The organism is Arthrobacter sp. Z1-15, assembly GCF_054792395.1.
Genome location: NZ_CP096454.1, coordinates 445,122 through 470,442 on the forward strand (window position 1 = coordinate 445,122; position 25,321 = coordinate 470,442).

The window sequence follows — 25,321 nt, forward strand, 5'->3', positions numbered from 1 at the left end:
AGTTCAGTCGAGGGGGCCACCGCATTGAGGCGGGCAGATCAGGCGTGGTCGGCCAGGCGCTCACCGTTGCTGGTGTCGAAGAGGTGCACATGGCCCACCTGCGGGCGGACAAACAGGGTGTCACCCTTCATCGGGGGACGGCGCCCGTCGACACGGACCACCATGTCCCGATCCGTGCCGTCAAGGGTGGTGTGCCCGTAAACATACGCATCGGCACCGAGTTCCTCCACGACGTCGACCTCCACCTTCAGGCCCGCGCCGGAGGAATCCACGATCTCCAGGTCTTCGGGCCGGACGCCGAGCGTGACGGTGTTGCCGGCAGCAGCACCAAGAACCGAACTCGCCACCGGGTAGACGGCACCGCCGAAGGCTACACCGCCGTCAACAACGGGCAGCTCCAGCAGGTTCATTGCCGGGGAACCGATGAAGCCGGCCACGAAGACGTTGTTCGGGTGGTCGTACAGGTTCCGCGGAGTGTCCACCTGCTGCAGGATGCCGTCCTTGAGCACCGCAACCCTGTCGCCCATGGTCATGGCCTCAACCTGGTCGTGGGTGACGTAGACGGTGGTGACGCCAAGGCGCCGGGTCAGCGACGCGATCTGCGTACGGGTCTGGACGCGCAGCTTGGCATCAAGGTTGGACAGGGGCTCATCCATGAGGAAGACCTGCGGGTTACGCACGATGGCGCGGCCCATGGCAACACGCTGCCGCTGCCCGCCGGAGAGGGCCTTCGGCTTGCGGTCCAGGTAGTCCTCGAGGTCCAGCAGCTTCGCCGCCTCGCGGACCCGCTCCAGCCGCTCTTCCTTGCCCACGCCGGCAATCTTCAGTGCGAAGCCCATGTTGTCGGCCACGGACATGTGCGGGTAGAGCGCGTAGTTCTGAAAAACCATGGCAATGTCACGGTCTTTCGGCGGAACGTCGGTGACGTCCCTGTCTCCGATGAGGATGCGGCCGGAGTTGACGTCTTCGAGTCCGGCGAGCATGCGCAGGGAGGTGGATTTTCCGCAGCCGGAGGGACCCACCAGAACCAGGAACTCGCCGTCGGCGATCTCCAGACTGAGGTTATCGACTGCCGGGCGATCCGTGCCCGGGTACAGGCGCGTGGCCTGGTCAAACGTTACCGTTGCCATGATATTTCTCCTTCACGGGCAGGTACGTGCCCGACGATCCGTTGTGAAGTGCTATTGAATTAAGGAACAGGTGGCAGCGGTTGTGGCCGCGGTCACAGGGTCAGTATGCCATACCCGCCCGGCGGCACCACTTAGCCCCGGTCGCGCCGTAATTCGAGCAGGGTCTCCAGGACTCCGGTGAACGCCTCCGGCGACTGGACCCGGAAGGATGCCCGGGTGTCGCCGGGGCCGATCTTGACGCCCAGATCACCGGGGAGCAGCGCAGCAAAACCGTTCTCGTCGGTGACGTCGTCGCCGGCGAAGAGCACCGCCGTCGCGCCGGTGAGCGTGCGCAGCGTCCGGATTCCCTCGCCCTTGTTGCTGTGGACCACGGAGGTCTCGAGGACCCGCTTGCCGTCAGTCACCTGTACCCCGTCAATGGCCGTAAGCCGGGCGCGGGCTGCTTCGGTGGCTGCCGCGGCGACGTCGTCGGCCGCGCTCCGGGTGTGCAGTACGACGCCGGCGGGCTTGGTTTCCATCCAGGTGCCCGGATGGGAGTCAATGATTTCCTCCACTGCTGCCCGGGCCCGGTCCAGCAGCCGGTCCTGTTCCTGAGTCAACTGCAGCGGCTCGGCATCGGGCCCGGTCCAGGCTTCAGCGCCGTGGCTGCCGATCAGCAGGGTTTCCGGGTCGGGGGTTGCGGCCCGGCGGAGACTGTCCAGTGCGCGCCCAGAAATCATCGCGGTGAAGGTGTTGGGCAGGGAAGCCAGCTCCCGGACGGCGGCGGCGGACCCGGGCAGGGGGCGCGCGTCGTCGGCGTGTTCCACCAGGGGAGCCAGCACGCCGTCGAAATCCAGTGCCACCAGCAGCGTCTGTGCAGCCGCCAGCTGTTCCAGGGCCTCCGGGAGGCCTGCGGGAAGTTCGCTCATTTGCCGCTCTCCGTCTCAGTCTCCGTCTGCTGCAGTGCGTTGAGGAAGTTCTTGGACCAGCGCTCGACGTCGTTCTGAAGGACCTGGCGGCGCATCAGCCGCATGCGCCGCTGCGCCTCGCGGTCCGGCATGTTGATGGCATCAAGGATGGAGCTCTTCAATCCGTCGATGTCGTGCGGGTTGACCAGGACAGCCTGGCGCAGCTGGTCCGCGGCGCCGGCAAACTCGCTCAGGACCAGGGCTCCGGTGTTGTTGATGCGGGCGGCCACGTATTCCTTGGCCACCAGGTTCATGCCGTCGCGCAGGGCGGTGACCAGCATGACATCGGCGGCCAGATAGAGGGCCACCATTTCCTCCACCGGATAGCTGTGGTGCAGGTAGCGGATGGCGGTGCTGCCCATGGTGTCGTAGGTGCCGTTGATCCGGCCCACGGTGCCTTCCACTTCTTCGCGCAGCAGCCGGTACTGCTCCACGCGCTCGCGGCTGGGGCTGGCCACCTGGATCAGCGACGCGTCCTCAACCGTGAGCTTGCCGTCTTCAAGGAGCTCGCCGTACGCCTTGAGGCGGTGGCTGATGCCCTTGGTGTAATCCAGGCGGTCCACGCCCAGCAGGACCGTTTTGGGATCGCCCAGCTCGCGGCGGATCTGCCGGGAGCGTTCGATGATGTCCTCGCGCTTGGCCAGCTCGGTGATCTGGTCCACGTCGATGGAGATGGGGAAGGACTCGGCCCGCGAAACGTAGGACACGCCGTCCTCGTTGGTCACGTGCACCTGCTGCTGGCGGACGGAATGTCCGGCGAAGCGGCGGACGCAGCGCAGGAAGTTGCTGGCATCCGAGGGGCGCTGGAAGCCGATGAGGTCCGCCCCGAGCAGGCCCTCGATGATGTTCCTGCGCCACGGCAGCTGGGCGAAGATCTCCAGCGGCGGGAACGGAATGTGGTTGAAGAAGCCGATTTTGAGGTCGGGCCGGTCCCTGCGCAGCATCTGGGGGACCAGCTGCAGCTGATAGTCCTGTACCCAGACAGTGGCGCCCTTGGCCGCCATGGTGGCGGCGGCGTCGGCGAACCGGCGGTTGACGGTCCGGTACGAATCCCACCACGTCCGGTGGAACTCAGGCGGGGCAATGACGTCGTGGTACAGCGGCCACAGGGTCGCGTTGGAGAATCCCTCGTAGTACAGCTCCACCTCGGAGTCGCTCAGCGGCACCGGCAGCAGGTGCATATTGTCGTGGTCGAACTCCTTGAGCTCCTCGTCCGGAGCTCCGTGCCAGCCGACCCAGGCGCCGTCGGCCTTGGCCATGACCGGAGCCAGTGCGGTGACGAGCCCGCCGGGGGAGCGGCGCCAGCTTTCGCCGTCTTCGGTATTCACCCGGTCAACGGGAAGGCGGTTGGAAACTACGATGAAATCGAAATCGCCATACCCGTCCGTGGCATTTTTTTCTGCAGGATCAGCGGCAGCAGCGTTCACGATATGCACCCCTTGGTTGGCTTTTGTATTTATGCCACTCTATCCAAGGCCGGAAACTTTGTGTCTGCTGCGGGCGTTGGAAGTAAGGGCAGCATGGCTTGGTGGCCTAAACTGTTGCCTGCCGGCCGCCTGCCCAACCGGGCAGGCGTGAGAGAAAACATGAGGAACTATGACTGAGCGGAACCCCAAGCCCAGCAAGGCCGATCGCACGGCTGCTGCGCGTGAACAGGCGCGCGCCCTGCGTGAAGCACAGAAGAAAAAGGAGCGGCGCAACAAGCTCCTGGTGCGCTGGGGCGTGGTCGTTGCCGTGGTGGCGATCATAGTGGTCGTTGCGCTCATCGTGATTGACTCCATGCGCGGCGGCAGCGGCACGGAAGCTCAGACCGGCCCGGCGCCGGCCAACGCCAATGAATACGGCGGCATCACGCTGACCTCCACATCGGAACTGAAGTCCACCGAGCCGTTCGACGTCGACGTCGCCTCGCTGCCCGAAGCGCCCACGGAAGCCAAGGACGACGCCCCCGTTCCGCCGGGCATCACCCCCGCGGCAGCCGGCGAGCCGGTTCCGATTGTGGTCTACGTGGACGTGAACTGCGTGCACTGCGCCGACTTCGAGGAAACCTACGAGGACAAGGTCGCGTCCTGGCTGGACGCCGGTGAGGTTACCTACGAGTACCGCACGGTGGCCTTCCTGGACCGCGGGTCACCCAGCAACTTCTCCTCGCGCGGCGCCAACGCAGCCGCATGCGTGGCCGACAGCAACCCGGGATCGTACTGGGACTTCATGAACGCCGTGTTCTCGAACTACGAAAACGGCGAAATGAAGAATGCGGAGCTGGCCGAAATGGCCGAGTCCGTGGGCGCCGGCGATGCAGCCGACTGCATCCAGAACGACGGCTTCCGCGCCTTCGTCAACTACACGGACCGCCTGGCCCGCGTGGACTACGTCAGCGGAACGCCCACGGTGTACGTCAACGGCGCCGAGACCAACGCCAACGACTTCGAAACCGCCGTTCAGACGGCAATCGACGCCAACAAGTAAGTTTTGGGGCTTCGCCCGCAGCGCCCGTTTCGCGTGAAACCTGTTTGGGTTTCGCGGGAACGGGCGCTCTGGGTTAACCTTGACTAGCGCAGTCACCGTGTTTGCCTTTTGGCAGGGCACGACGACGGCGCGCAGCCGGCTTGGCCGGCACCGCCCCCTTAGCTCAGCTGGCCAGAGCACCTGTCTTGTAAACAGGGGGTCGCCGGTTCGAATCCGGCAGGGGGCTCCACGAAACCCCTCCTGATCAGGCGAAACGTCCGATCAGGAGGGGTTTTTTCTTGTCCGGTTTTCGATCCGGCGGGCCGTGGCCGGATACGGCGGCCGCCGTGGTCGAACCTGTGGAGGCTCGACCACGGCGCGTGGTGTCCGCTGTGCACCCGGCCGGAACCGGAGGCGGACAGCGAGGTCAGAGGGTGACCCTTCGGCCCACCTCCGGCGACGCCGGCAGGGGCACGGAAGACGCGACGGGAAGGTTCGCGTCGCGCACCTCCCGGTACTGGGGCAGGTGGGTGTACAGCTCGTCGCGCAGCGGGTTGCGGTGCCACTTGAGAATGGTGAACACCTGGTAGACCGCGACGGCGATGTTGGCCGCAAGCGAGATGGCCGACACGACGAACAGCGCGGTTGGGTTGTGCGAAGACTCGACGGCGAACGGCGACGTGCTCACGAACGTCGGGACCGCCATCGTGAACATCATCCACAGCGCCAGCGTGTGGGCGCGGTGCTGCAGCCATGCACCCTTCTTCAGGAAGAACGCGGGGATGGTGCAGGAGATAAGCAGAGCCGCACCGGCGTAGAAGGCGTGGTCACCGACGCAGTTGTAGACGTAGGCGAAGTTCCACAGGTCGTACGCGATGATCCAGAACCACATCATGTCCGGCCAGATCATGTCTTTCGACTTGTCACGCGACACGATGATGCCCGTCCAGCCACAGATGGTGAGCAGGTTCAGGATGCCGGCGATGGCGTTCATATAGTTCCACGGGCCGCCGACCATAAAGACGCCGTCGTGCATGCCCTGCAGACCGGCCACCTCGACGTCGCGGATGACAGCTTCGGCGATGTTGATCGCCAGGATCAGCGGAGGGAACATCAGCATCCAGCGGTTCTGTGCCATTCGCGGGACGTACCGAATGAGCATGAAGCCCAGGCACCCGAGGAGTGCCGAGTACACCTTTACCCAGTGGAACCAGGTGCCTGTGGAGGACCCGTCTCCGGCCGTTGTGGGCCACACGAACAGGGTCAGGAGGATGGGCAGGGCCACGAAGAAGGCCAGACCGGCCCACTTCCAGCGCCGCGTCACCTCGTTGAGCGCAATGAGGGCAACCAGGACGACGCCGAACATCGCCCAGGAGTACCAGGGAATCGATTCGAACAAGAACATCTTTGGGGACCTCTCCTTAGCGGCCCGCGGCATGCGTGCCGTTCATTTCTAAGGTAGAAAGCCCGCCGTTCCGCGTCATTAGACACCTGTTGCGATGTGTCTAGAAACGCCCGGTGCTACCTTCAGGCATGACCGAAGAGGATACCGAAACGGAGCGGCATGCCGGGGCACGCGAGGCTCTGGCAGCCGCGCTGAAAGCCCGGCTGCGCACCGAGCCGCTCGACAAGGTGACGGTCACGCAACTGACACGTGACTGCGGACTGACGCGGCAGGCGTTCTATTACCACTTCCCCGATGTGCGGCACCTCGCGGTATGGGTGTTCGAGACCGAGGTCGCCCGCCGGGTCCGAGCCTTCGCCGCTGAGGTGGGATGGGCCGACGGACTGGTCTGGTTGATGCGGTACATGCGCGACAACCGCTCATCGACGCTCGGGGTGCTCAGTGGGGTGGGCCAGCCCGGGCTCGAGCGGTTCCTGTTTTGGCAGATGCGGCCTGTCACCGAGGCTGTAATGGACCGGGAAGGCGGGGGACCGGTGCGCCTGCAGGACCGCGTGCTGGTGGTCGACTTCTACACTTCGGCCGTGCTCGCCGTGGTGCTGCGATGGGTCGCGGACGGCATGGTCGAACATCCCTACCGCGTGGTCGGCAATCTGGAGGTCATGCTGCACGGGGCGGTACGGGAGTCGGTCCGCCGGCTCGACGAACGGGCCGCGCCGACTTGATCATTACCCGGCCGAACTTCTTCACCTCCCCGCCCTGCACCACCCGGACGGTACTGACAGGAAGCTGATGGCCGCTGAAGCCGAATATGTTCCCCGTGAGTATCCGTCCGTTGCGCTGGCCGTGGACCTGGTGGTTTTTGCTGTCACCGCAGGCACCCTGAATGCCGTTTTCGTCCGCCGCGGGGCCCACCCTTTCAAGGGTTCCCCGGCCCTGCCCGGCGGGTTCGCTTTACCCGCTGAAGACGCCCTGGCCGCGGCATGGCGCGATGCGGGCGAAAACCGTGTGCTGGTCGAAAGCCGGAGTCGGCACGACGTGGGCCGCGCCCACGTCCGGTCTAATCAGCCGTCCCGCGCCACAGCAGGTCCGGTGTGATGTCCGCGATGGCGTCGGCACCGATGCCGGACATGGTGAACCGCAGTTCCTCGGTAAGGTGTGCGAGAACGCCGGCTGCACCGTCTTCGCCCTCGGAGGCCAGGCCCCACATCACCGGCCGCCCCACGAAAACGGCACGCGCGCCCATCGCCAGCGCAGCCGCTACGTGATCCCCGGTCCTGATCCCGCTGTCGACGTAAACCTCACAATCGCCGCCGACAGCCTGGACCACCTCTGGCAGCGCCTGGGCCGAAGTCACGGACCGGCCGAGCCGCCGGCCCCCATGAGTGGAAACCAGTACGCCGGCGGCCCCTGCATCTACTGCCCTGCGCGCATCATCGCCGCGCAGAACGCCTTTCACCACCACTTCAAGACCCGACCGTTCGCGTAGTTCGCCAATGACGTCCAGGGTCAGGTCCTCCGCCGCGGCAGGGGCATCCTCCGGAAGGCCGGTCAGGTCTTCGTCGAGAAGATTCCCGAGCCTCTTCTTCCCCGGGGTTTCGGGCCACAGCAGGGGGTCGATAACCAGCCCGCCGGAGGCCAGCCGTGTCGTATCCACGGTCAGGATCAGCGCCTTCGCGCCGGCGTCCGCGGCTCGCTGCACCAGCGCGTCGGACAACCCCCTGTCCCTCATGACGTACACCTGGAACCACCACGGGACGCCTTCTTCCGCGATCTTCCCGAACGGAACGGAAGTGTTGGTGGAGACGCCCAGCAGCGACCCGGTGCGGCGGACGGCACGCGCCGTCGCAAGTTCGGCTAGGGGAGTGGCCGCGTTCTGCTGCGCCATCGGAGCAGCCAGGACAGGTGTTTGCAGCGGTACTCCCAGCACTGATGTTTCGGTCCGGCGCGCGGAGGTGCGAGTGAAGGCCCGCGGGCGGAAGCGCAGCGCATCCCATTGTGCCGCGGCGTCCTGCACGGATTCGCCGCCGCCTGCCGACCCGGCAAAATAGCCGTACACGTAGTCGGGAAGCTCTGCCTTTGCCTTCTGCTCTAATCCGTCCACATACGCCTGCCCGCCATTGGGTTCCATACTGTTCCTGTTCGTCCGGAGCGGTCCATCAAGGACGGCATCCTCATCGTGCCCTTTTGCTTCCGGATCGCTCAGGAATCAAGAAGCGCCGGACCTGTTGCTGGTCTTAGCGTAGAGGCACACTTACGGGAACGGGCAGAAAGAGCAGATCGTGGCGAACCGGCAAGCCGCAGGAACTGAACCGGAAGAAGTCCGCGAGGGCGGATTCTCTGCGGAGGAGCGCGCGGCCATGAAGCAGCGAGCGGCCGAACTCAAGACGGCCGGGCGGGGAAGGAAAGCGGACAAAGCAGCCGCCGACCTGAAGGCCGTCCTGTCGAAAATTGCCGAAATGCCGGCATCGGACCGCGCGCTGGCTGAACGTATTCATGCCGTGGTGACCGCTGCAGCCCCGGAACTGGTGCCGAGGCTCTGGTACGGCCAGCCGGCCTACGCGCGGGCCGGGAAGGTCGTTTGTTTCTTTCGCAGCGGTGAAGTGGACAAGGGGCGCTACTGCGTCTTCGGCTTCAATGAGGAAGCGCAGTTGGATGAACCCGACGGCGTCTGGCCGGTCTCCTACGCGTTGGCGCCTGAGCTGACGGCGGCCGGAGAAGCAGCAATTCGCGCGTGCATCGAAAGGGCCGTGGGGGCATGACGACGGCGGCGCAGGCGGTCAGGGTGTCCAGGCACCTGGACGATCTGGCCCGGCTGCGGCGGGTGCGTGACCGGATTGACCGGGAGTATGCCAAACCGCTGGATGTAACGGCGCTGGCCCGCGGCGAATTCATCTCCGCCGGCCATTTCAGCCGCCTGTTCCGCAGTGCCTACGGGGAGTCCCCGTACTCCTACCTGATGACGCGGCGGATCGAACGTGCCATGACCCTGCTCCGCCGCGGGAACCTCAGTCTCGCTGACGTGTGCTTCGCGGTTGGCTGCGGGTCCCTGGGAACCTTCAGCACCCGGTTCGCCGAATTGGTGGGCGTGCCGCCGGGGGCATACCAGCGGCAGGCGCAGGACAGCCTGGCCGGCCTGCCGCCCTGCATCACCCGGCGGGCGACACGGCCGATAAGGAATCGAGAAGTGCGGCTGGTGCAGCCGCAGTAGGGAGAGCAACATGGACATCACGATCAACTGTGCCTTTCTTCCGCACACCGACCCGGATGCCTCGCTGGCGTTCTACCGGGACGTTCTGGGATTCGAGGTCCGCAACGACGTCGGCTACGAGGGGATGCGCTGGATCACGGTGGGACCGCCGGATCAGCCCGGCACCTCGATTGTCCTGCAGCCACCCGCCGCCGACCCGGGCATCACGGATGAGGAGCGCCGCGCCATTGAGGAAATGATGGCCAAGGGTGTTTACGCCGGGATGATGCTGGCAACCGCGGATTTGGATGCTGCCTTTGCACAGGTTGAGGCCGGGGGAGCGGAAGTGGTTCAGGAGCCCATGAACCAGGACTGGGGAATGCGCGACTGTGCGTTCCGGGATCCGGCGGGCAACCTGCTCCGCATGCAGGAGATGCGCTAAATCGGTGCCTTGGTGCCCCTTTCTTTCACCCGAGATGGCAGTAAGTGCGCTTCCCGGGCCTGGGAACAGCCGTTACTGCCATCTCGCGGAGAGGTGGAGAGGAGGAGAGGAGGAGAGGGCGTAGGAGGAGGGACCGGGTGGATCGCCGGGCGGATCACGCCGGCCGGCGGACCTCCGGAACCAGTTCCAGCATGTGGGCCTCCACATAATCCAGGGCCAGGCGCACGGCTCCGGTGGGCACCAGCATCTTGCCCATGTCCGAGACGGCAACCCGGGGCGGCTCGCTCACGTACCGGGCCAGCTCATCCGTCATCACCGGCAGCAGGGCCGTAGCTGACGCCGCCACGGCGCCGCCGATAACGATCAGTTTCGGATCGAAGAAGGAGGAGACCAGGGCCAGTACCCGTGCCATCCGCCGGGCAATGCGGTCCAGAATCTCCACGGCCACCGGATCGCCGGCGGCTGCGGCCTCAAAGACCAGCCGGGCGGAAGCGCGGTTGGTGGACGGGCCCACCAGGGCACGGATGGCGCCGTCGTGCCCGTCCTTCAATGCCGCGCTGCCCCAGAGCCGTGCCAGCTTGGCAATTCCGTCCTCGTTGCCGACGCCGGCCACCAGTTCCAGCGCACCCATCGCTCCGGTGCCGCCGGACGCGCCGTGCAGCAGCCGGCCGGACTCGATAATGCCGCTGCCCAGGCGCTCGCCGGCCAGGATTACGGCCAGGTTCTCTTCTCCGGCACCCACCCCGCGCCAGCGCTCGGCGAGGGCCGCGAGCTTGGCGTCATTCTCCACCAGCAGAGGCCAGCCGCGGCCTTCACCGAATTCCTTCTGCAGCCCGAGCTCGAACATCGGCGCCACCTCCTGCCCCGGAGCGACGGCGCCTTCTCCGGTCACCTGGGCAGCGATGCCCATGCCTACGCACAACACGGCCGCGGAAGTGGTGCCGGCGTCGGCCAGCGCGTCGTCGACGGCGGCAGTCAGCACCCGCCGCCGCTGCTCCGGCGCTCCGCCGTGGCGGGGAAAGCGGGCTTCGGCACCGCCGACGACGGCGCCGGACAGGTTCGAGACCAGGACACGGACGGTGGCGATGCCGACGTCGAGCCCCAAGACGTGACCGGCGCCGGAATTGAACTCGAAGCGGCGGGCGGGCCGGCCTTTTTGCCCGCCGATCCGCGGCGATTCGCGTTCCCGGGCCCAGCCCCGGGCAATGAGGTCATCGCACACCGCAATGACGGTGGCGCGTGTCAGGCCGGTGGCGGAAATCAGGTCGGTGCCGGTGGCCGAGGGCACGGTGCGGAGCACCTCGAGCACTGCCCGCAGGTTGGTGCGGCGCAGGAGCTGCGGGGTACTGGTGGAGGCATCCATGGGTGAGCCCTTTTGACGTGTGGCGACGATAACAGCATAATTATAGGAGGTAATAAATTTAGTCTCTAAATTTAATCTTATCGAGCCTGAGGAGGCCCTCATGACGGTACGCGTCGGTATTAACGGTTTTGGTCGCATTGGCCGCAACTTCCTGCGAGCAGCACTGGAGCACGGCGAAGGCTTCGAGGTTGTAGCAGTTAACGACCTGGGCGACCCCGCACAGCTGGCCCACCTGCTGAAGTACGACTCCGTCGCCGGCCGCCTGGGCGAGAAGGTCTCCGTCGAAGACGGCAACCTCATCGTTGGCGGAAAGACCATCAAGGTGCTCGCCGAGCGCGATCCGGCCAACCTGCCCTGGGGCGAGCTGGACGTTGACATCGTCATCGAATCCACCGGCTTCTTCACGAAGGCGGACGACGCCCGGAAGCACATCACCGCAGGCGCCAAGAAGGTCCTGATCTCCGCACCCGCCAAGGGCGACGCCTTCACCGTGGTGATGGGCGTGAACGACGGCGACTACGATCCCCGGAACCACGACATCATCTCCAACGCTTCCTGCACCACCAACTGCCTCGGCCCGCTGGCCAAGGTCCTGAACGATGCCTTCGGCATTGAAAAGGGCCTGATGACCACGGTGCACGCCTACACGGCAGACCAGAACCTGCAGGACGGCCCGCACAGCGACCTGCGCCGTGCCCGTGCCGCTGCCCTGAACATGGTTCCGACCTCCACGGGTGCCGCTGCAGCCATCGGCCTGGTCCTGCCGGAGCTGAAGGGCAAGCTGGACGGCTTCGCCATCCGCGTCCCGGTCCCCACCGGTTCCGTCACCGACCTGACCGTCACGCTGGAAAAGGAAGCCACAGTCGAGGAGATCAACGCCGCCTACGCCAAGGCTGCACAGGATCCGCGCTGGGCCGGCATCCTCACCTACACCGAGGATCCGATTGTTTCCTCGGACATCGTGGGCGACCCGTCCTCCTGCATCTTCGACTCCGGCCTGACCCGCGTCATGGGCAACCAGGTCAAGATTGTCGGCTGGTACGACAACGAGTGGGGCTACTCCAACCGCCTCGTGGACCTGACCGGTCTGGTTGCCTCCAAGCTCTAAGGGCAAGGTTCCCGCTGCAGCGGGGAACGAGAACAAAACAACGCACGACGGCGCCGCGCCGGACCGCTTCCACGGTCCGGGCGGCGCCGTCGTCGTTTAATGCGGTCGTCGTTTAATGAGGTGCCGAAGGATTCAAAAGTCGCAAGAAAACCGAGGGGGGAGGGGGAGTCGTGAACCTTTTGTCTGAGGCCGGGCGCTTTCCCCTCTGGCTACAGGGCACCGAACCCGGCCGCCGCGCAGACGGCGCCGGTGGCGAGGAGAATTGCGCCGGCGGGCAGCCCGCACCAGAAGCTGCGCGCTGCGGTCCTGTCGGGGATGAAAGCCGCCACGGCCGCGGCAGCGGTCACTGCAATCCCGGCCACCAGATAGACCGGCTGCTGGAACACCCATGCCAGCGGGATGAAGTGAATGCCGACCACCGCGAGGATCAGCGGAGCAATGAGATCGCTGCGCTTCCTCCGCGTGGCCACAATGACCAGGGCAATCATCGCGGCGACTTCCAGCCAGAACACGGCGGTGTACCAGGCGAAGGCCGTCCCGCCGAAAACGATCGCAGTTGGCTCGGCCCAGTTGCTGACCGCCGCCGGAATGGTCCCGGCCGCCAGAACCGCACCGCAGAGCCCCAGAGCGCCAAGGACAACCCGCCAGGCCACCCCCTGCGGCGGGCGCTCCTGCGCCCATCCGGCCCACATGAATGCAGCCACACCGAAAATGGCACCGGTCATGAGCAGGTCCCGCGGAAACTCAGTGATGATCATCAGCACCCCCCTGTTCCCGCAACCCTAGCCGACGGCGTCCCGGGCACTGCTGCGGCGCCGTCGCTGGCGGACGCGGTGCCGCTGATGCGCGAACTCCCGTGCCCGCCCGCTGGACAGGGCCAGAATAAGCAGGACGTCCAGGGAATAGCCGGCCAGATTGGACCTGAGGGGAACGTCCGGGCCGCTGCTGACTACGGAAACAATTTGGAGGACAATCGCGGCGGCGCTGAGGGTCATCGCTGCAAGCCGTGCTGCGTTGACTCCGCGAAGGATGAGAATGCCCAAGCCTGCGTCCGCGCACGCGAAGGCGACAAAGAGGAATCCGACCGCCTCACTGCCGCTGCCCAGATTGATGCCCAGACCGATGGTGCCGGGATCGGCGGTGCCCGGCTGCGGAAGGATGCTCCGCCAGGGTTCGCTGCCTTTGCCCAGTAAAGCCGCCGCAACTGTCAGCGCGGCGGCTGCCCGCAGGAACACCAAAACGGCACCGACGACGACGGGCGCCGGACGCCGGGGCCTCTGCCCGGAAACCTGGCCGGTAACCCGTCCGGATCCAGGGCTAAGAAGCGGGGAACCATGCCGGAACGGTGTCCGGCCCACATCCACGATGGGCAGGTCGCCGTCGGTCTCGAACGAGTCCCCGCCGCCGTTGCGCGAGTGGTAACCGGTGGAAAAACCCCTGATGACCTCAACCGGCAGGTCCGGGGAGGACTCCGCCAGGGACGAGACCACATAGTCCCGCTCAGCATCAATGTCGGCACCGATCCGGTGCGTGACCTGAAGCGTAAAAAACGACAACCCGACGGAGCGGTCATAGGCGGCCGCCGCGAGCCAGTCCACGGAGATCCCGCCGGGCAAAAGCCACCCCGGGGGACAGCGCCAGAAGCGCAGATGGTGCCTTCGGCGGGGATTTCCGTCAATTTCCTGCTGATAGGCGAAGTCCTGCTGGCGGCCGAACAGGAACAGCGGACTGACCGGGGCTGCCGCGTAGCTGCGGTGCAGAATGCTGTCGAGGACGATGCGGCGGCTGCTGGCCAGGGTGACGGGGTCCGCTGCTGTCCACCCTGCCTGCTCGAGCGCGGCACGCAGTTGTTCTTCCTGCCCGCGGAACGCAAGATTAACCGGGTCTCCGAAGAGCCCGTCGCTGGTCCGGGTTCGTCCCATGAAGTAATCGGGGATGTAGATGCGGGTCAGGACCCGGTGCAATCTCGGCAGTACGAGGTAGGCCAGGACGGCCCAAAAGATGACCAGCACCCAGAGGTGCCGCGGCTGCAGGCTCTCATCCAGGAGCATGACGGCGAACCATCCCGCAGCCAGCCCGCCGAAGAGGAAGAAGGCCCAGTCGACGGCGGTCTCGGGCGAAACGGCAGAGGCAGCGGTGCTGCGGGCGGCGCCGGTGGGCTGAGTCATGCTGTCCGGGAGGGAGCCAGCTCCGCACCGCCGGTCAGCACCTGTCCGCCCTCCTGCAGCCGGCGGGTGAACTCCCGGTGCCGGCCGTGCACCGCTTCCCGCCCATCGCGGCTGAGGCGCTCCCACGCGTCCTCGTCGTCGGGCAGCAGAATCAGGTACTCATCCATCAGGGCCTCCTTGTTCGCGGCAGTCCGGCTCTTGTCCCCTTCCCGGGAGCCGTCCACAATGAGGTGGTCCGCAACGCCGAACAGAGGACATACCCCATGGAACTCGTTCCGAATAACTCCCTCAAGTGTGAAAGCCCTGAGGAAGGGCGCCGTCTGGCCATCAGCCTGGCGCTGCAGACCTCCTTTGCCATCCAGCCGGACGAACATGTGCAGAGCATCATCCGTGATGCCTACGCGAACAGCCCGAACGGGCTCATTGCGGCGTCCCAGGTGGTGGCCACCGAATTTGCGACGATAGCGGCTGCCAATAATTACTGGCGATGAGGCAGCGCCGGGCTCAAGCAGAGGCCGGCGCTCGGGAAAGGGCCGCGCCCGAGCGGCTCGGACGCACACCGGCCTTGACCCCTGCAGACGCTGCGGGCAGGGTTAATCGGACGTTGGGACAACACCGCATTCCCCTCAGGAGCCGCCATGCTGCGCATTCTCTCCATCGACGGCGGCGGAGTCCGCGGCATCATCCCCATCATGTGGCTGACCCACTTGGAGAAACGGGCAGGCCGGCCGACCGCGGAACTTTTCGACCTGATTGTCGGTACGTCCGTTGGCGGGATGATCGCGCTCGCCCTGACGTGCCCGCGGGACGGCGGCACCCCCTACAGCGCCAAAGAAGTGCGGAACCTGAATTTCGCGAGCGCGAAGTCGATCTTTCCGCGCGACCACGCCAAGCGGGATCTGACAGCCATTCCGCCCGGCGGATCCATGTATCCCGCGCAGCCTTTGCAGCACTTCCTCGAAGAGGTCCTGGGCGATGCCACGCTGTCGCAGGCCATCCTTCCCGTGGCGGTGACCACCTGCGACCTGGCCAACACGCAGGCACTGTATTTTGCCGGCGGGGGACTGGACCAATCGCAGCTGGGTGATGCGCCCATGGCGCTCGCGGCCCGGGCAACAGGATCGCTGCCGCGGTTTTTCCCCGCGGTGACCTACACCGATCCCGGCGGCCGGACGCGGGAGCTGGTGGACGGCGGGCTGGCCGCTGACGATCCCGCGCTGGTGGCCTACACCCTGGGACTTTCGATGCCCCGGGACGACGACGACGGCGTGATGCTGGTGTCGCTGGGCACCGGCACCTCCGGTACTTCGGTGGGCCTGCTGCTCAGCTCCGAACAGACGCACAATACAGCGGACCTCCAGGCCCTGGAGCAGGATTTTGCCATGGTCTTCGGCGGCCCGGGGCAGCTCATGCGGGAGGGGCTGCGCCGGATCCTGGACACCAACTATGTGCGGATCCAGGCCCGGCTGCTGCCGGGCACCAACCATGCCTCCAACGACGCCGGGGCGAAGAACATCCTGGGTCTGCTGGCCAGTGCGGAAAAGATGGCATTGGATACGTCAGCGGAACTGCACCGGCTGGCGGAGGTCCTGCAGGGAAAGTAGCGGGGCACGTCAGGCGGTGCGGTGGCACTGCCGCTAATCCAAGTCTCTTGCCTCAATGGAAAGTAACCCATAGACTTGCCGCTATGGAAAATGACTTTCAGGGGCGGCCGTCCGCCGACGAGGCGGCTGCCCGCCTGAGCGAACTGTCCGGAGACCGCCGGGCTTTGGCGGACAGCACCCGCGTTCCCAGGGTGCTGCTGGCTGCCTACGGCGGGGTCGGTGCATGGTGGGTAGCCGGCGCGGCGACGGCCAGCCCGGGGGAGAACTATGAACCGCCGACCTCCGGATGGCTGGCATTGGTCGCCGTGCTGATCATCGCCCATCTCATGAACCGCGAAACCGGAATCCGCTTCCAGAGCATGGGATCCGGGGCTGCCCTGGCGGTGGCGGGGATGCTCGCGGCGTGCCTGGCACTGTTCTCCGTCTCGCTCGGCCTGGTGTCGCTGGGTGCCGGGTGGGCCGTGGCACTAACGAGCCTGGCCGCCTTCGGCGCGGTGACCTGGCTGGCCTCAGTGGCCTACCGCTCGGCGCTGGACCGGCTGCGCGATGCCTGAGGCACAGTTCAACGACCTCATCCATGCCCCCAGCCGGCTGCGGATCTGCGGGCTGCTGCGGGCCGTCAACCAGATGGATTTTGCCGTCCTCCGCGACGGCCTGGGGATATCCGATGCCACGCTGTCCAAGCACCTGAAGACCCTGGCCGATGCGGGGTACATCCATTTGGCGAAGGCCGCTTCCGAGAACCGGCAGGACGCCCGCCGGCTGACGTGGGTGGGGCTCACAGCGGCGGGAAAAGACGCCTTCGACGCGCACATCCGTGCCCTGCGGCAAATTGCAGGCGCCGCAGGCTAATCCACAACCTCCTTCCTGTCACGAATCTGCTCCGGCCGGTGTCCTGCGCGGCGAGCCGGCATCCGGCCGCACCCGGATCCGCTCGGGCATCTTCAGGGAGCGCCTGTAGGCTGGATCGGGTGACTATTTCCCAGGTTCCGAACCGCCGCTGGTCCGATGAAGCCATCCGGCGGATTGAAGCCGAAGGCAACCGCTCCGCCGACACCCATCTGTTCGAGGTCCCGGTTCCGGCGGGCTGGTCCGTTAAGGTCTACCTGAAGGACGAGTCGACCCACCGCACCGGCAGCCTGAAGCACCGGCTCGCCCGGTCGCTGTTCCTCTTTGGGCTGGTCAACGGCTGGATCACCCGCGGCATGACCATCGTGGAAGCTTCCAGCGGCTCCACCGCCGTCTCCGAGGCCTACTTTGCGCAGCTGCTGGACCTGCCGTTTGTCGCCGTCATGCCCCGCACCACCAGCGCCGAGAAAATCGCGCTGATCGAGCAGTACAACGGAACCTGCCACTTCGTCGACGATCCGTCCCAGGTATATGCGGCCGCCGAAGAGGTTGCCCGCAGCACCGGCGGCCACTACATGGACCAGTTCACCTACGCGGAACGGGCCACGGACTGGCGCGGCAACAACAATATCGCCGAGTCGATTTTCGGTCAGCTGGCGCTGGAAGAGTCTCCGGTCCCCGAATGGATTGTGGTTGGAGCCGGTACCGGAGGCACCAGTGCAACGCTCGGCCGCTACATCCGCTACCACCGGCATGCCACGAAGCTGGCCGTCGTGGACCCGGAAAACTCAGTGTTCTATCCGTCCTGGCGCAATCCGGGGGAGCCCGCCTCCGGCGGCCCCTCGCGCATCGAGGGCATCGGGCGCCCGCGCCTGGAGCCAAGCTTTGTGCCGGCGGTCATCGACCACATGATCCAGGTTCCGGACAGCGCCTCCGTGGCCGCCGCCAGGCACCTCTTTGACATCGCCGGGCTGCACGCAGGCCCCTCCACCGGCACCAACCTGTGGGGCGTGTGGCAGTTGGCGGCGCGGATGGAAGCGGAGGGGAAAGCGGGGAGCATCGTCTCCCTGATGTGCGATTCCGGTGACCGCTACGCGGCGTCGTACGGCGACGACGCGTGGCTGGCGTCCCGCGGTCTGGACCCCGCCCCGGCGCAGGCCCTGCTGGCCGAGCTCTTCGAAACCGGGCGCTGGCCGCAGTAGCCGCCCAATCAGGGCTCAGGACCGGCCGGCAATATCCTTCTCGGCGGTGCTGATCAGCTTTTCCTCGTCAGTGCGGACATCGACCGGACGTTTGCCCTGCAGGAGGTTGTTTGGGGTGTAAAACCACAGGGCCACCTGCTCATCCGTCCAGCCCATCCAGCGGCCCAGCCGGATGACATCCTTGACCGCCGGGACCATGCGGCCGCCGGGCACATCAAACTGGAACCCGGGATAGAGGAAGGCGTCGCCGCGCTTCACGGCCAGGACCCTGCCCTTTCCGGTCAGCCGGGAGGCACGGAGGTTTGGCCCGTAACCAAAGCCCAGCCGCCGGGCTGCCTCCAGGATGGTGTACAGCCCATCCTCGCGTTCCATGGAGGACCACAGGGCGTCGGCCTTCTTTCCGGACGGAATCCTGCGGATGGCGCCGGTCGGATTGGAACTGTGCCGCTGGTGCGTTTCGCGGTCGGTCATGTTTCAACGGTACCGCCGCGGCCGGTGCAGAGGCAGAGGCTGCATGCCCGGGAGCCCTCCAAATAGGTACTCTGCACATCCGGCTGGGAACATGGAAGCATGCGATCACTCAGCCTTCAGGAAGCAACCCGCCTTGCAGAGCAGACAGCGGCGGTGGCAGAGGGTCACATTCCCTACGGATCAGGTCTCGGCGCGCCGGCCTCCTTCACACTCGCCTGGCTCATGGCCGGCGCGGGCGTCGAAGACATTCGGGTGGCCAGCGGCTCCTCAGGCATGGGGGACCACTTCTGGATCGAAACCGCGCAGTGGCGGATTGACCCGACGCTGCGCCAGTTCCCGCACCTGGACCACCGGCCGCTGGTGGAGCCCGTCACCGGGCCCGGCAATTTTGACGCCGTGAAGTACCACTCGGTTCCGGCCAGCCGGGAAGAAGCCGTGCGCGAAGTGTCCTACGGTTTCCGCAACGCAGCGGAAACCGAGGCCTTTGTCAGTGAGATGACTGCCGCCGTCGACCTCTGACCGCCGCCGAACCCTGACTTCCGCCGTCGAGCACCCAGCGCTGCCGTCCAGCTCCCTTGCCGCCCGGTTCCGCCTCCACTCTTCGGACTGCACCGGCAGCCAGTCCGCGAATGATTGAGGAAACGGCGTTCTTGTATTAGCGTCAGCCGCACCACCGGGGCATGTCCCCGCAGTGGCAACCGTGGATCAAAGGAGAACCATGCGAGCCATCACCAAGATCCTTGCCGCAGGAGCAGCCGCGGCACTGGCCCTCAGCGGCTGCAGCGGAAGCGGTAGCGAGGACGGTCAGCAAACCCTTCGAATCGTCTACAGAAACGTGGACGTGCCAATGGTGGAGCTGATGGAGGATGTCAAACAGGAGTTCGAAGCAGCCAACGACGGCGTGAGCGTTGAACTCGCACCGATCGAAGGCAACGACGAGGATTATGCCACCAAGCTGGCGCTCTCCCAGCGCTCCGCGGATACGGCGCCCGACGTGTTCCTGGAGGACTCCTTCAAGCTCCGGGCCGACGTCGAGGCCGGCTACATGCTCCAGCTGGACGACTACCTCACGGACTGGGAGGACTGGGACGGCTTCAACGAGACGGCGAAACAGGCCGGAACAGGCGACGACGGCGGTACCTACGCCATTCCCCTGGAAACCGACACCCGGGTCATTTGGTACAACCAGAACGTGCTCTCGGAAGCCGGCATCGGCCTGCCCTGGGAACCCGGAAGCTGGGAGGAAATCCTCACCATGGCGCGCACGGTGAAGGCCGCCAATCCCGACGTGGTGCCCTTCAGCATGTATGCGGGAACCATGCAGAGTTTTTATGAACTGCTCTACGGAACTCCCGGGGGAACCCTTTACGACGAGGACGAGCAAAAGTGGATTACCGGTTCGCAGGGTTTTGTGGATTCCCTCGCTTTCCTGAAAACCATCTATGACGAGGGACTGGCGGTCACCCCGGCAGAAGCGCTGGACGAGAACATCTGGCAGAGCATCGTGGGGGAGATGCTTCCGCAGGACCGGATGGGGGCCACGGTTGAAGGTTCCTACGCTCCGCAGTTCTGGCAGGAGGGCGGCCAGTACGAGTGGCCCCAGTACAGCGAAGTGATGGCCGCTGCTCCGTTCCCGACGCAGAACGGCCAGGACCCCGGGGCGGTGAGCATGTCCGGCGGGTGGACGCTGGCGGTGGGGTCGGGGACCGAGTCGCCGGAGCTGGCAGCCGAGTTCGTGAAGATGGCCCTGAGCTATGACAACTCGCTGCAGTACACCGTGGACAGCTCCAAGATCGCGGTCCGCACCGATGTTGCCGAAGCCCCCGAATATCTGGACATGAACCCGTTCGCCGGTGCGGTCACCGAGGTTCTTGACGTCAGCAATTACCGGCCGGCGACGTCGGACTTTGCCGAAATCGATACGGCCGTCCTGACCGCAACCCAGGAAGTCGTGGCCGGCGGGAAATCTCCGGAGGAAGCTGCCGCTGCCTACGATGACGCGCTGAGGAAAATCGTGGGTGAAGAGAACGTGACCGAGAAGTAGCCGGGCGCGTGTCCAGTACATCGATCGCCCGGCCCGCCGGCTCGCCGGAAGGGCCGGGACGGCGTCCCGGCGGAGGGCGGCGGCGTCCGGCCGCCGCCCGGGCGGGCCGCTTCGCCAGGCTCCTGCCTTTGGCTCCGGCGGTGCTGCTGCTGGTGGTGTTCCTTGGCGGACCGATTGTCTGGGCAGTGTACGGCTCCTTCACCGACGCCGGGCTGACCGGCGCAGCAGCCAAAAACCCGGAATGGATCGGGCTGGAGAACTACCGGGAGCTCCTGACCGATCCGTTGTTCCCCCGCTCCCTCTGGCTCACCTTCCTCTTTGTGTTTGCCTCCGCAGTGATCGGGCAAAACTGCCTGGGCATGCTCCTCGCCCTGCTGATGCAGCGGGCCAACGCAGTGGTTGGCGCGATCGCGGGAACCTGTGTCGTGGCCGCCTGGGTCCTGCCCGAAATCGTGGCCGCGTTCATCGCCTACGCCTTCTTCTTCCGGGACGGGATGCTCAACCAGCTGACCGGGCTGGCGGGAATTCCCGCCGTCGACTGGCTCTACGAGCAACCCATGACGGCGCTGATCATTGCCAATATCTGGCGCGGAACCGCGTTCTCGATGATGAACTACCAAGCGGCACTGAACGACGTGCCGCCGGACATCACCGAATCCGCGACCATCGACGGGGCGGGGACCCTGCAGCGTCTGCGGTACGTCACCCTTCCAATGATCCGGCGCAGCATCGCCACCAACCTGATGCTGATTACGCTCCTGACCCTGGGGACCTTCACTCTCATCTTCGTGGTGACCCGGGGAGGGCCGCTGAATGCCAGCACCACCCTTCCGATCATGGCCTACGAACAGGCCTTCCAGTACGGTGACATCGGATACGGAACGGCCATCGCCGTCGTCATGCTGTTTATCGGTGCAGTCTTCTCCATCGCCTACATCCGCATGCTGCGGGAGAGGAAGGAATAGCCGTGACCGCACCCCCGGTGGCGTCCGCCCGCAGGTCCTCTTCGTCAAGAATCTCCACAGCGGTGCTGGTGCTGCTGGCCCTGGCGTTTCTGCTGCCCCTGACCTGGCTCCTGAGCGCCTCGGTCAACGCTGATGCCACGTATGAACTGGCTGCTCCGACCACCCTTACCCTGGCCAACTTCTCAGCGATCCTGACCGCGCAGCAGACGTTCATTCCGCTGCTGAACAGCTTCCTGCTGGCCCTTGGCGCGGCCACCGTTACCGTTACGGCCGCCGTGCTGGCCGCGTATCCTCTCTCGCGCTACCAGCTGCGCTTCAAACGCCCGTTCATGTACACCGTTCTCTTCGGCACGTGCCTGCCGATTACGGCGATCATGGTTCCGGTCTACAGCCTCTTTGTGCAGCTGAACCTGCTGGATTCCCTGGGCGGAACCATCCTGTTCATGGGTGCGACCTTCCTGCCGATCGCGATCTGGATGACCAAGAACTTCATGGACTCCGTACCGGTCAGCCTGGAGGAAGCGGCATGGATTGACGGTGCCTCGAACATGAAAGCGCTGTACTACGTGGTGCTTCCGCTCATGCGCCCGGGCCTGGGGGTTGTCTTCATCTTTGTCTTCCTGGAGGGCTGGGGAAACTTTTTTGTTCCCTTCATCCTGCTGTTCTCCGCCGACAAGCAGCCGGCGGCAGTAAGCATCTTCCGCTTTTTCGACGAGTACGGCGGGGTGGCCTACGGGGAACTGGCGGCCTTTTCCATCCTCTACTCCGTCCCGGTGATTTTCCTGTACATCCTCTCCCGTGCGCTCGGGGGCTCCTTCGCCCTGAGCGGCGCAATGAAAGGGTAGGTGCCCCGTGCACGACAGCCGCGAACTTGTAGAAGCCCGAATCAACCGGTTCCTGAGGGAAAAGCTCGCCGGGAACGTGTGGCGGAACCGCGTGCCGGCGGCGCTTGAAGCCTGGACGGCGCCGGGGGAGCCCGTTCCCTTTGCCCAGGCCGCGCAGCAGGACTACCAGCACTTTTCCCCCGGGCAGGCCTGGGGCGCCCCCTGGGGAACCACCTGGTTCCGGGTGTCCGGTACCGTGCCGGCGGACTGGGAGGGCGGAAGCGGCCGTCCCGAACTGCTGATCGATCCGGGGTTCAGCGGTGACGGGCCGGGGTTTGAGGCGGAGGGCCTGGTCTACACGGCGGACGGAGGGATCGTGAAGGCGGTGGAGCCCCGGAACCTGCACGTTCCGGTCAGGCAGGCGCCGGGCGAAGCATTTCTGTTCTACCTGGAAGCCGCGTCGAATCCGAACGTGATCGCCGGATTCACCTATGCGCCCACTCCGCTGGGCGATCCGGCGACGGCGGGCCAGGCACCGCTGTACGTGTTCCGGTCCGCGGACCTCGCACTGCTGGACACCGGGGTCTGGAACCTCGCCCGGGACTTCTGGACCCTGAACGGGCTCATGCATGAACTGCCGATGGATCTGCCCCGGCGCTATGAAATCCTCCGGGCCCTGGAACGGGCGGTCAACGCCGTCGATCCCGGTGACGTGTCCGGCACCGCGGACTCCGCCCGCGAACAACTGGCCGGCGTCCTCGCCCTGCCGGCGTACGCCAGCGCCCACCGCATCCACGCCGTCGGGCACGCCCACATTGACAGTGCCTGGCTGTGGCCGGTGCGGGAAACGGTGCGCAAGGTGGCCCGTACCTTCGCGAATGTGCTGGAGCTGATGGACCAGGACCCGGACTTCATTTTTACCGCGTCCTCGGCCCAGCAGTACGCCTGGCTGCAGCAGTATTATCCGGACCTGTTCCACCGGGTAGCGGAGCGGGTACGGGAGGGGAGGTTTGTGCCCACCGGCGGAATGTGGGTCGAAGCGGACACCAACATGCCCGGCGGCGAGGCCATGGCCCGGCAGTTCGTGGCCGGGCAGCGCTTCTTCGGCGAGAATTTCGGGGTGGAACCGCAAGTCCTCTGGCTGCCGGACTCCTTCGGTTACTCGGCGGCGCTGCCGCAGATTGCCCGTGCGGCGGGCTCCCGCTGGTTCCTGACCCAGAAAATCTCCTGGAACGAAACCAACGTCATGCCGCACTCCACGTTCCGTTGGGAAGGGATTGACGGTTCCGTTCTGTTCACCCATTTCCCGCCCGTGGATACCTACAACTCCGAGCTGTCCGGCCAGGAGCTGGCCCGGGCACAGCGCCAGTACAGCGAGAAGGGATTCGGCAACACCTCGCTGGTGCCGTTTGGCTGGGGGGACGGCGGCGGCGGGCCGACCCGGGAAATGCTGGCCGCGGCCCGCCGCACCGCCTCCCTGGAGGGTTCCCCTGCCGTGCAGCTGTCCAGCCCCGAGCGTTTCTTCGCCGCAGCGCAGGCCGAACTGGCGGACCCGCCCGCCTGGTCGGGGGAGCTGTACCTGGAATTCCACCGCGGAACGTACACCAGCCAGGCCAATACCAAGAAGGGCAACCGGCGCAGCGAGCACCTGCTGCGGGAAGCGGAGCTGTGGGCGGCAGCTGCGGCGCTGGCCGCCGGGGCCGAGTATCCGTACGAGGCATTGGAAGAGGCCTGGCACACCGTCCTGCTGCAGCAGTTCCACGACATCCTGCCCGGGACCTCCATTGCCTGGGTGCATCAGGAAGCAGAACGCAACTATGCGCTGGTGGCCGCGGGGCTGGAAGTCCTGATCGAGAACTCGGCCCGGGCCCTGCTGGGCAGCGGGGACTCGGCTGCGGCCCTGAACGCCGGTCCGTACCCTGTGTCCGGCATACCGGCCGCCGGTGCCGGGCCGGTGCCGGATCCCTTCCCCTGGACCTGGCAGCGGACCGGTGGCGACTGGCGGATCAGCAGCGGCCGGCTCAGGCTGACCGTGGACTCCGCCGGCCTGTTCCGGTCGCTGGTGGTATCGCCTTCGGCTGCCGCTGCGCCGCCGGATGAAACCGGCCCGGGTGAGGCGCCCGGGCGGGAAGTCTTCCCGCCCGGGCGGCCCGGAAACCTGTTCCAGCTGTTCCGCGACACTCCCAACCAGTGGGATGCCTGGGACCTGGACGCGCACTACCGGTACAGCTCCGTGGATCTGATGCAGCCGGACAGCATGGAGCTTGAGGACGGCAGCGGAGAGCGGGTCCTGAGGATCACGCGATCCTTCGGGGACTCGGAGATCGTGCAGCGCCTTTCCCTGAGCCCCGACGGCTCGGCAGTGGACCTGGACGTGGACGTGGACTGGCACGAGCAGCAAAAACTGCTCAAACTCGCGTTTCCGCTGGACGTGCACGCCGCCCAGGCAGCGTCCGAGATCCAGTTCGGACACATACACCGCCCCACTCACGCCAACACCTCTTGGGATGCGGCCCGTTTTGAAACCGTGGCCCACCGGTGGATCCATGTGGGGGAGCCGGGCTACGGGGTGGCCGTGGCCAATGACTCCACCTACGGCCATGACACCTTCCGCGAGACGGTGGACGGGCGGACCTGCACCACGGTGCGGCTGTCCCTGCTGCGCGCCCCGCTGTTTCCGGACCCGGGGGCAGACCAGGGGCCGCACAGCTTCCGGTTCTCGCTGCGGCCCGCTTCCGGAATTCCCGACGCCGTGGCCGAGGGGTACCGGCTGAACCTCCCGCTCCGGTATATCTCCGGGGTGGCCGCGGCAGCTGCGGAGCCAATCATTACGGTCGATCATCCTGCTGTGGCGGTGGAAGCGGTCAAGCTGGCCGAGGACCGCAGCGGCGACGTGGTGGTCCGGCTCTACGAAGCCCACGGCGGAAGGGCACAGGCGAACGTCCGGGCCGGCTTCGCCTACGACGACGTCGCCGCCACGGATCTGCTGGAACGGCGGATCGGTTCTGAAGCAGTGGGGAAGCACCAGCCGGGAGGAGCGGTGCCGCTGCAGCTGAGGCCCTTTGAACTCGTGACGCTGAGGTTCCGGCGAAGCTCCGGCGGCCAGGAGGGGTAACCGCCGGGCGCGGGGGACCGGACCGGTGTTCCGTCGTGAAAAACTGGAG

At 66.0% G+C, this 25,321-nt stretch carries 27 protein-coding genes and 1 tRNA gene; 18 read left to right on the forward strand and 10 right to left on the reverse strand.

The genetic code is table 11. The features are described from left to right. Positions 1-38 precede the first annotated feature (38 nt). The 3 genes from M1D40_RS02135 to M1D40_RS02145 all read right to left on the reverse strand — a co-directional run bounded on the left by M1D40_RS02135 (position 39) and on the right by M1D40_RS02145 (position 3,504). Entirely contained in the window at positions 39-1,130 is a 1,092-nt protein-coding gene (locus M1D40_RS02135) for an ABC transporter ATP-binding protein (protein WP_341395742.1), read from the reverse strand. A 131-nt stretch (positions 1,131-1,261) separates the two neighbouring features. After that, positions 1,262-2,038, reverse strand: coding sequence for a trehalose-phosphatase (gene otsB / locus M1D40_RS02140; RefSeq protein ID WP_461170039.1), 777 nt, complete (start codon positions 2,036-2,038; stop codon positions 1,262-1,264). Next, a complete protein-coding gene (locus M1D40_RS02145; RefSeq protein WP_341395740.1) occupies positions 2,035-3,504 on the reverse strand; it encodes an alpha,alpha-trehalose-phosphate synthase (UDP-forming) in 1,470 nt (489 codons plus the stop codon). The genes otsB and M1D40_RS02145 overlap by 4 nt, the downstream gene beginning before the upstream one ends. Before the next feature lie 169 nt (positions 3,505-3,673). Here M1D40_RS02145 and M1D40_RS02150 point away from each other — a divergent pair, with 169 nt between their 5' ends. Beyond that, positions 3,674-4,546, forward strand: a complete 873-nt coding sequence (locus tag M1D40_RS02150; protein ID WP_461170040.1) for a DsbA family protein — start codon at positions 3,674-3,676, stop codon at positions 4,544-4,546. A gap of 152 nt (positions 4,547-4,698) precedes the next feature. Continuing rightward, positions 4,699-4,775, forward strand: a tRNA-Thr gene (locus tag M1D40_RS02155). Between the two features lie 177 nt (positions 4,776-4,952). On the opposite strand, the gene M1D40_RS02160 is transcribed toward M1D40_RS02155, so the two are convergent. Further along, positions 4,953-5,930 carry a DUF5692 family protein gene (locus M1D40_RS02160; RefSeq protein ID WP_461170041.1) on the reverse strand — a complete coding sequence of 326 codons (978 nt, stop codon included), beginning with the start codon at positions 5,928-5,930 and terminating at the stop codon, positions 4,953-4,955. Between the two features lie 128 nt (positions 5,931-6,058). Here M1D40_RS02160 and M1D40_RS02165 point away from each other — a divergent pair, with 128 nt between their 5' ends. Together M1D40_RS02165 and M1D40_RS02170 are read left to right on the forward strand one after the other, a co-directional pair. After that, on the forward strand, positions 6,059-6,652 hold the full coding sequence (locus M1D40_RS02165; protein ID WP_461170042.1) for a TetR-like C-terminal domain-containing protein: 594 nt from the start codon (positions 6,059-6,061) through the stop codon (positions 6,650-6,652). Between the two features lie 67 nt (positions 6,653-6,719). Beyond that, positions 6,720-7,025 (forward strand): NUDIX hydrolase, encoded by a 306-nt coding sequence (locus tag M1D40_RS02170; RefSeq protein ID WP_461170043.1) that lies wholly within the window; start codon positions 6,720-6,722, stop codon positions 7,023-7,025. Here M1D40_RS02170 and M1D40_RS02175 read toward each other — a convergent pair. Next, entirely contained in the window at positions 6,988-8,058 is a 1,071-nt protein-coding gene (locus M1D40_RS02175; protein ID WP_461170044.1) for an alpha-hydroxy acid oxidase, read from the reverse strand. The two genes, M1D40_RS02170 and M1D40_RS02175, sit on opposite strands and share 38 nt — an antisense overlap. A 151-nt stretch (positions 8,059-8,209) precedes the next feature. Here M1D40_RS02175 and M1D40_RS02180 point away from each other — a divergent pair, with 151 nt between their 5' ends. Genes M1D40_RS02180 through M1D40_RS02190 form a run of 3 tightly spaced genes read left to right on the forward strand, consistent with a single transcriptional unit; the run spans position 8,210 to position 9,559 of the window. Beyond that, complete coding sequence (locus tag M1D40_RS02180) at positions 8,210-8,689, forward strand: DUF1801 domain-containing protein (protein WP_461170045.1); 480 nt, start codon at positions 8,210-8,212, stop codon at positions 8,687-8,689. Beyond that, the gene (locus M1D40_RS02185) at positions 8,686-9,138 is read left to right on the forward strand and encodes a helix-turn-helix transcriptional regulator (protein ID WP_461170046.1); all 453 of its coding nucleotides are present in this window, start codon (positions 8,686-8,688) and stop codon (positions 9,136-9,138) included. The genes M1D40_RS02180 and M1D40_RS02185 overlap by 4 nt, the downstream gene beginning before the upstream one ends. 10 nt (positions 9,139-9,148) lie before the next feature. Next, positions 9,149-9,559 carry a VOC family protein gene (locus tag M1D40_RS02190; RefSeq protein WP_341395733.1) on the forward strand — a complete coding sequence of 137 codons (411 nt, stop codon included), beginning with the start codon at positions 9,149-9,151 and terminating at the stop codon, positions 9,557-9,559. 154 nt (positions 9,560-9,713) lie between these two features. Here the strand turns inward: M1D40_RS02190 and M1D40_RS02195 are convergent, their stop codons facing one another. Then, positions 9,714-10,922 carry an ROK family protein gene (locus M1D40_RS02195; protein WP_461170047.1) on the reverse strand — a complete coding sequence of 403 codons (1,209 nt, stop codon included), beginning with the start codon at positions 10,920-10,922 and terminating at the stop codon, positions 9,714-9,716. A 100-nt stretch (positions 10,923-11,022) separates the two neighbouring features. Between M1D40_RS02195 and gap the strand changes: the two genes are divergently transcribed. Further along, positions 11,023-12,030, forward strand: coding sequence for a type I glyceraldehyde-3-phosphate dehydrogenase (gene gap, locus M1D40_RS02200; RefSeq protein WP_461170048.1), 1,008 nt, complete (start codon positions 11,023-11,025; stop codon positions 12,028-12,030). A gap of 209 nt (positions 12,031-12,239) precedes the next feature. Here the strand turns inward: gap and M1D40_RS02205 are convergent, their stop codons facing one another. From M1D40_RS02205 to M1D40_RS02215, 3 genes are read right to left on the reverse strand one after another with little or no spacing between them, the layout of a single operon-like run. Further along, a complete protein-coding gene (locus M1D40_RS02205; protein ID WP_341395730.1) occupies positions 12,240-12,788 on the reverse strand; it encodes a DUF7010 family protein in 549 nt (182 codons plus the stop codon). 24 nt (positions 12,789-12,812) lie between these two features. After that, entirely contained in the window at positions 12,813-14,198 is a 1,386-nt protein-coding gene (locus tag M1D40_RS02210; protein ID WP_461170049.1) for an LssY C-terminal domain-containing protein, read from the reverse strand. After that, the gene (locus M1D40_RS02215) at positions 14,195-14,365 is read right to left on the reverse strand and encodes a hypothetical protein (RefSeq protein WP_461170050.1); all 171 of its coding nucleotides are present in this window, start codon (positions 14,363-14,365) and stop codon (positions 14,195-14,197) included. Before M1D40_RS02215 ends, M1D40_RS02210 begins: the two co-directional genes overlap by 4 nt. A gap of 96 nt (positions 14,366-14,461) precedes the next feature. Between M1D40_RS02215 and M1D40_RS02220 the strand changes: the two genes are divergently transcribed. The 5 genes from M1D40_RS02220 to M1D40_RS02240 all read left to right on the forward strand — a co-directional run bounded on the left by M1D40_RS02220 (position 14,462) and on the right by M1D40_RS02240 (position 17,853). Continuing rightward, entirely contained in the window at positions 14,462-14,689 is a 228-nt protein-coding gene (locus M1D40_RS02220; RefSeq protein WP_341395727.1) for a hexameric tyrosine-coordinated heme protein, read from the forward strand. 147 nt (positions 14,690-14,836) lie between these two features. Further along, positions 14,837-15,802, forward strand: a complete 966-nt coding sequence (locus tag M1D40_RS02225; RefSeq protein WP_341395726.1) for a patatin-like phospholipase family protein — start codon at positions 14,837-14,839, stop codon at positions 15,800-15,802. A gap of 83 nt (positions 15,803-15,885) precedes the next feature. Beyond that, positions 15,886-16,356 (forward strand): hypothetical protein, encoded by a 471-nt coding sequence (locus M1D40_RS02230; RefSeq protein ID WP_341395725.1) that lies wholly within the window; start codon positions 15,886-15,888, stop codon positions 16,354-16,356. Next, positions 16,349-16,654 carry a transcriptional regulator gene (locus M1D40_RS02235; RefSeq protein ID WP_341395724.1) on the forward strand — a complete coding sequence of 102 codons (306 nt, stop codon included), beginning with the start codon at positions 16,349-16,351 and terminating at the stop codon, positions 16,652-16,654. Before M1D40_RS02230 ends, M1D40_RS02235 begins: the two co-directional genes overlap by 8 nt. A gap of 119 nt (positions 16,655-16,773) precedes the next feature. After that, positions 16,774-17,853, forward strand: a complete 1,080-nt coding sequence (locus M1D40_RS02240; protein ID WP_461170051.1) for a PLP-dependent cysteine synthase family protein — start codon at positions 16,774-16,776, stop codon at positions 17,851-17,853. Between the two features lie 15 nt (positions 17,854-17,868). Here M1D40_RS02240 and M1D40_RS02245 read toward each other — a convergent pair whose 3' ends face one another. Then, positions 17,869-18,324 (reverse strand): hypothetical protein, encoded by a 456-nt coding sequence (locus M1D40_RS02245; protein WP_341395722.1) that lies wholly within the window; start codon positions 18,322-18,324, stop codon positions 17,869-17,871. A gap of 99 nt (positions 18,325-18,423) precedes the next feature. Here M1D40_RS02245 and M1D40_RS02250 point away from each other — a divergent pair, with 99 nt between their 5' ends. From M1D40_RS02250 to M1D40_RS02270, 5 genes are all read left to right on the forward strand, one after another. After that, entirely contained in the window at positions 18,424-18,843 is a 420-nt protein-coding gene (locus tag M1D40_RS02250) for a hypothetical protein (RefSeq protein WP_461170052.1), read from the forward strand. Positions 18,844-19,042: 199 nt separating this feature from the next. Beyond that, entirely contained in the window at positions 19,043-20,368 is a 1,326-nt protein-coding gene (locus M1D40_RS02255) for an extracellular solute-binding protein (protein WP_461170053.1), read from the forward strand. Between the two features lie 8 nt (positions 20,369-20,376). After that, positions 20,377-21,333 (forward strand): carbohydrate ABC transporter permease, encoded by a 957-nt coding sequence (locus M1D40_RS02260; protein WP_461170054.1) that lies wholly within the window; start codon positions 20,377-20,379, stop codon positions 21,331-21,333. A gap of 2 nt (positions 21,334-21,335) precedes the next feature. Next, positions 21,336-22,178 (forward strand): carbohydrate ABC transporter permease, encoded by an 843-nt coding sequence (locus M1D40_RS02265; protein WP_461170055.1) that lies wholly within the window; start codon positions 21,336-21,338, stop codon positions 22,176-22,178. Between the two features lie 7 nt (positions 22,179-22,185). Beyond that, positions 22,186-25,272, forward strand: a complete 3,087-nt coding sequence (locus M1D40_RS02270; protein ID WP_461170056.1) for an alpha-mannosidase — start codon at positions 22,186-22,188, stop codon at positions 25,270-25,272. The last annotated feature ends 49 nt before the right edge of the window (positions 25,273-25,321 follow it).

Excerpts from the sequence above, each read along its gene's own strand:
- M1D40_RS02135 (WP_341395742.1), bottom strand. The coding sequence starts at position 1,130 with ATGGCAACGGTAACGTTTGACCAGGCCACGCGCCTGTACCCGGGCACG.
- otsB (WP_461170039.1), bottom strand. The coding sequence starts at position 2,038 with ATGAGCGAACTTCCCGCAGGCCTCCCGGAGGCCCTGGAACAGCTGGCG.
- M1D40_RS02150 (WP_461170040.1), top strand. The coding sequence starts at position 3,674 with ATGACTGAGCGGAACCCCAAGCCCAGCAAGGCCGATCGCACGGCTGCT.
- M1D40_RS02160 (WP_461170041.1), bottom strand. The coding sequence starts at position 5,930 with ATGTTCTTGTTCGAATCGATTCCCTGGTACTCCTGGGCGATGTTCGGC.
- M1D40_RS02165 (WP_461170042.1), top strand. The coding sequence starts at position 6,059 with ATGACCGAAGAGGATACCGAAACGGAGCGGCATGCCGGGGCACGCGAG.
- M1D40_RS02170 (WP_461170043.1), top strand. The coding sequence starts at position 6,720 with ATGGCCGCTGAAGCCGAATATGTTCCCCGTGAGTATCCGTCCGTTGCG.
- M1D40_RS02175 (WP_461170044.1), bottom strand. The coding sequence starts at position 8,058 with ATGGAACCCAATGGCGGGCAGGCGTATGTGGACGGATTAGAGCAGAAG.
- M1D40_RS02185 (WP_461170046.1), top strand. The coding sequence starts at position 8,686 with ATGACGACGGCGGCGCAGGCGGTCAGGGTGTCCAGGCACCTGGACGAT.
- M1D40_RS02190 (WP_341395733.1), top strand. The coding sequence starts at position 9,149 with ATGGACATCACGATCAACTGTGCCTTTCTTCCGCACACCGACCCGGAT.
- M1D40_RS02195 (WP_461170047.1), bottom strand. The coding sequence starts at position 10,922 with ATGGATGCCTCCACCAGTACCCCGCAGCTCCTGCGCCGCACCAACCTG.
- gap (WP_461170048.1), top strand. The coding sequence starts at position 11,023 with ATGACGGTACGCGTCGGTATTAACGGTTTTGGTCGCATTGGCCGCAAC.
- M1D40_RS02205 (WP_341395730.1), bottom strand. The coding sequence starts at position 12,788 with ATGATCATCACTGAGTTTCCGCGGGACCTGCTCATGACCGGTGCCATT.
- M1D40_RS02210 (WP_461170049.1), bottom strand. The coding sequence starts at position 14,198 with ATGACTCAGCCCACCGGCGCCGCCCGCAGCACCGCTGCCTCTGCCGTT.
- M1D40_RS02215 (WP_461170050.1), bottom strand. The coding sequence starts at position 14,365 with ATGGATGAGTACCTGATTCTGCTGCCCGACGACGAGGACGCGTGGGAG.
- M1D40_RS02220 (WP_341395727.1), top strand. The coding sequence starts at position 14,462 with ATGGAACTCGTTCCGAATAACTCCCTCAAGTGTGAAAGCCCTGAGGAA.
- M1D40_RS02225 (WP_341395726.1), top strand. The coding sequence starts at position 14,837 with ATGCTGCGCATTCTCTCCATCGACGGCGGCGGAGTCCGCGGCATCATC.
- M1D40_RS02230 (WP_341395725.1), top strand. The coding sequence starts at position 15,886 with ATGGAAAATGACTTTCAGGGGCGGCCGTCCGCCGACGAGGCGGCTGCC.
- M1D40_RS02235 (WP_341395724.1), top strand. The coding sequence starts at position 16,349 with ATGCCTGAGGCACAGTTCAACGACCTCATCCATGCCCCCAGCCGGCTG.
- M1D40_RS02245 (WP_341395722.1), bottom strand. The coding sequence starts at position 18,324 with ATGACCGACCGCGAAACGCACCAGCGGCACAGTTCCAATCCGACCGGC.
- M1D40_RS02250 (WP_461170052.1), top strand. The coding sequence starts at position 18,424 with ATGCGATCACTCAGCCTTCAGGAAGCAACCCGCCTTGCAGAGCAGACA.
- M1D40_RS02255 (WP_461170053.1), top strand. The coding sequence starts at position 19,043 with ATGCGAGCCATCACCAAGATCCTTGCCGCAGGAGCAGCCGCGGCACTG.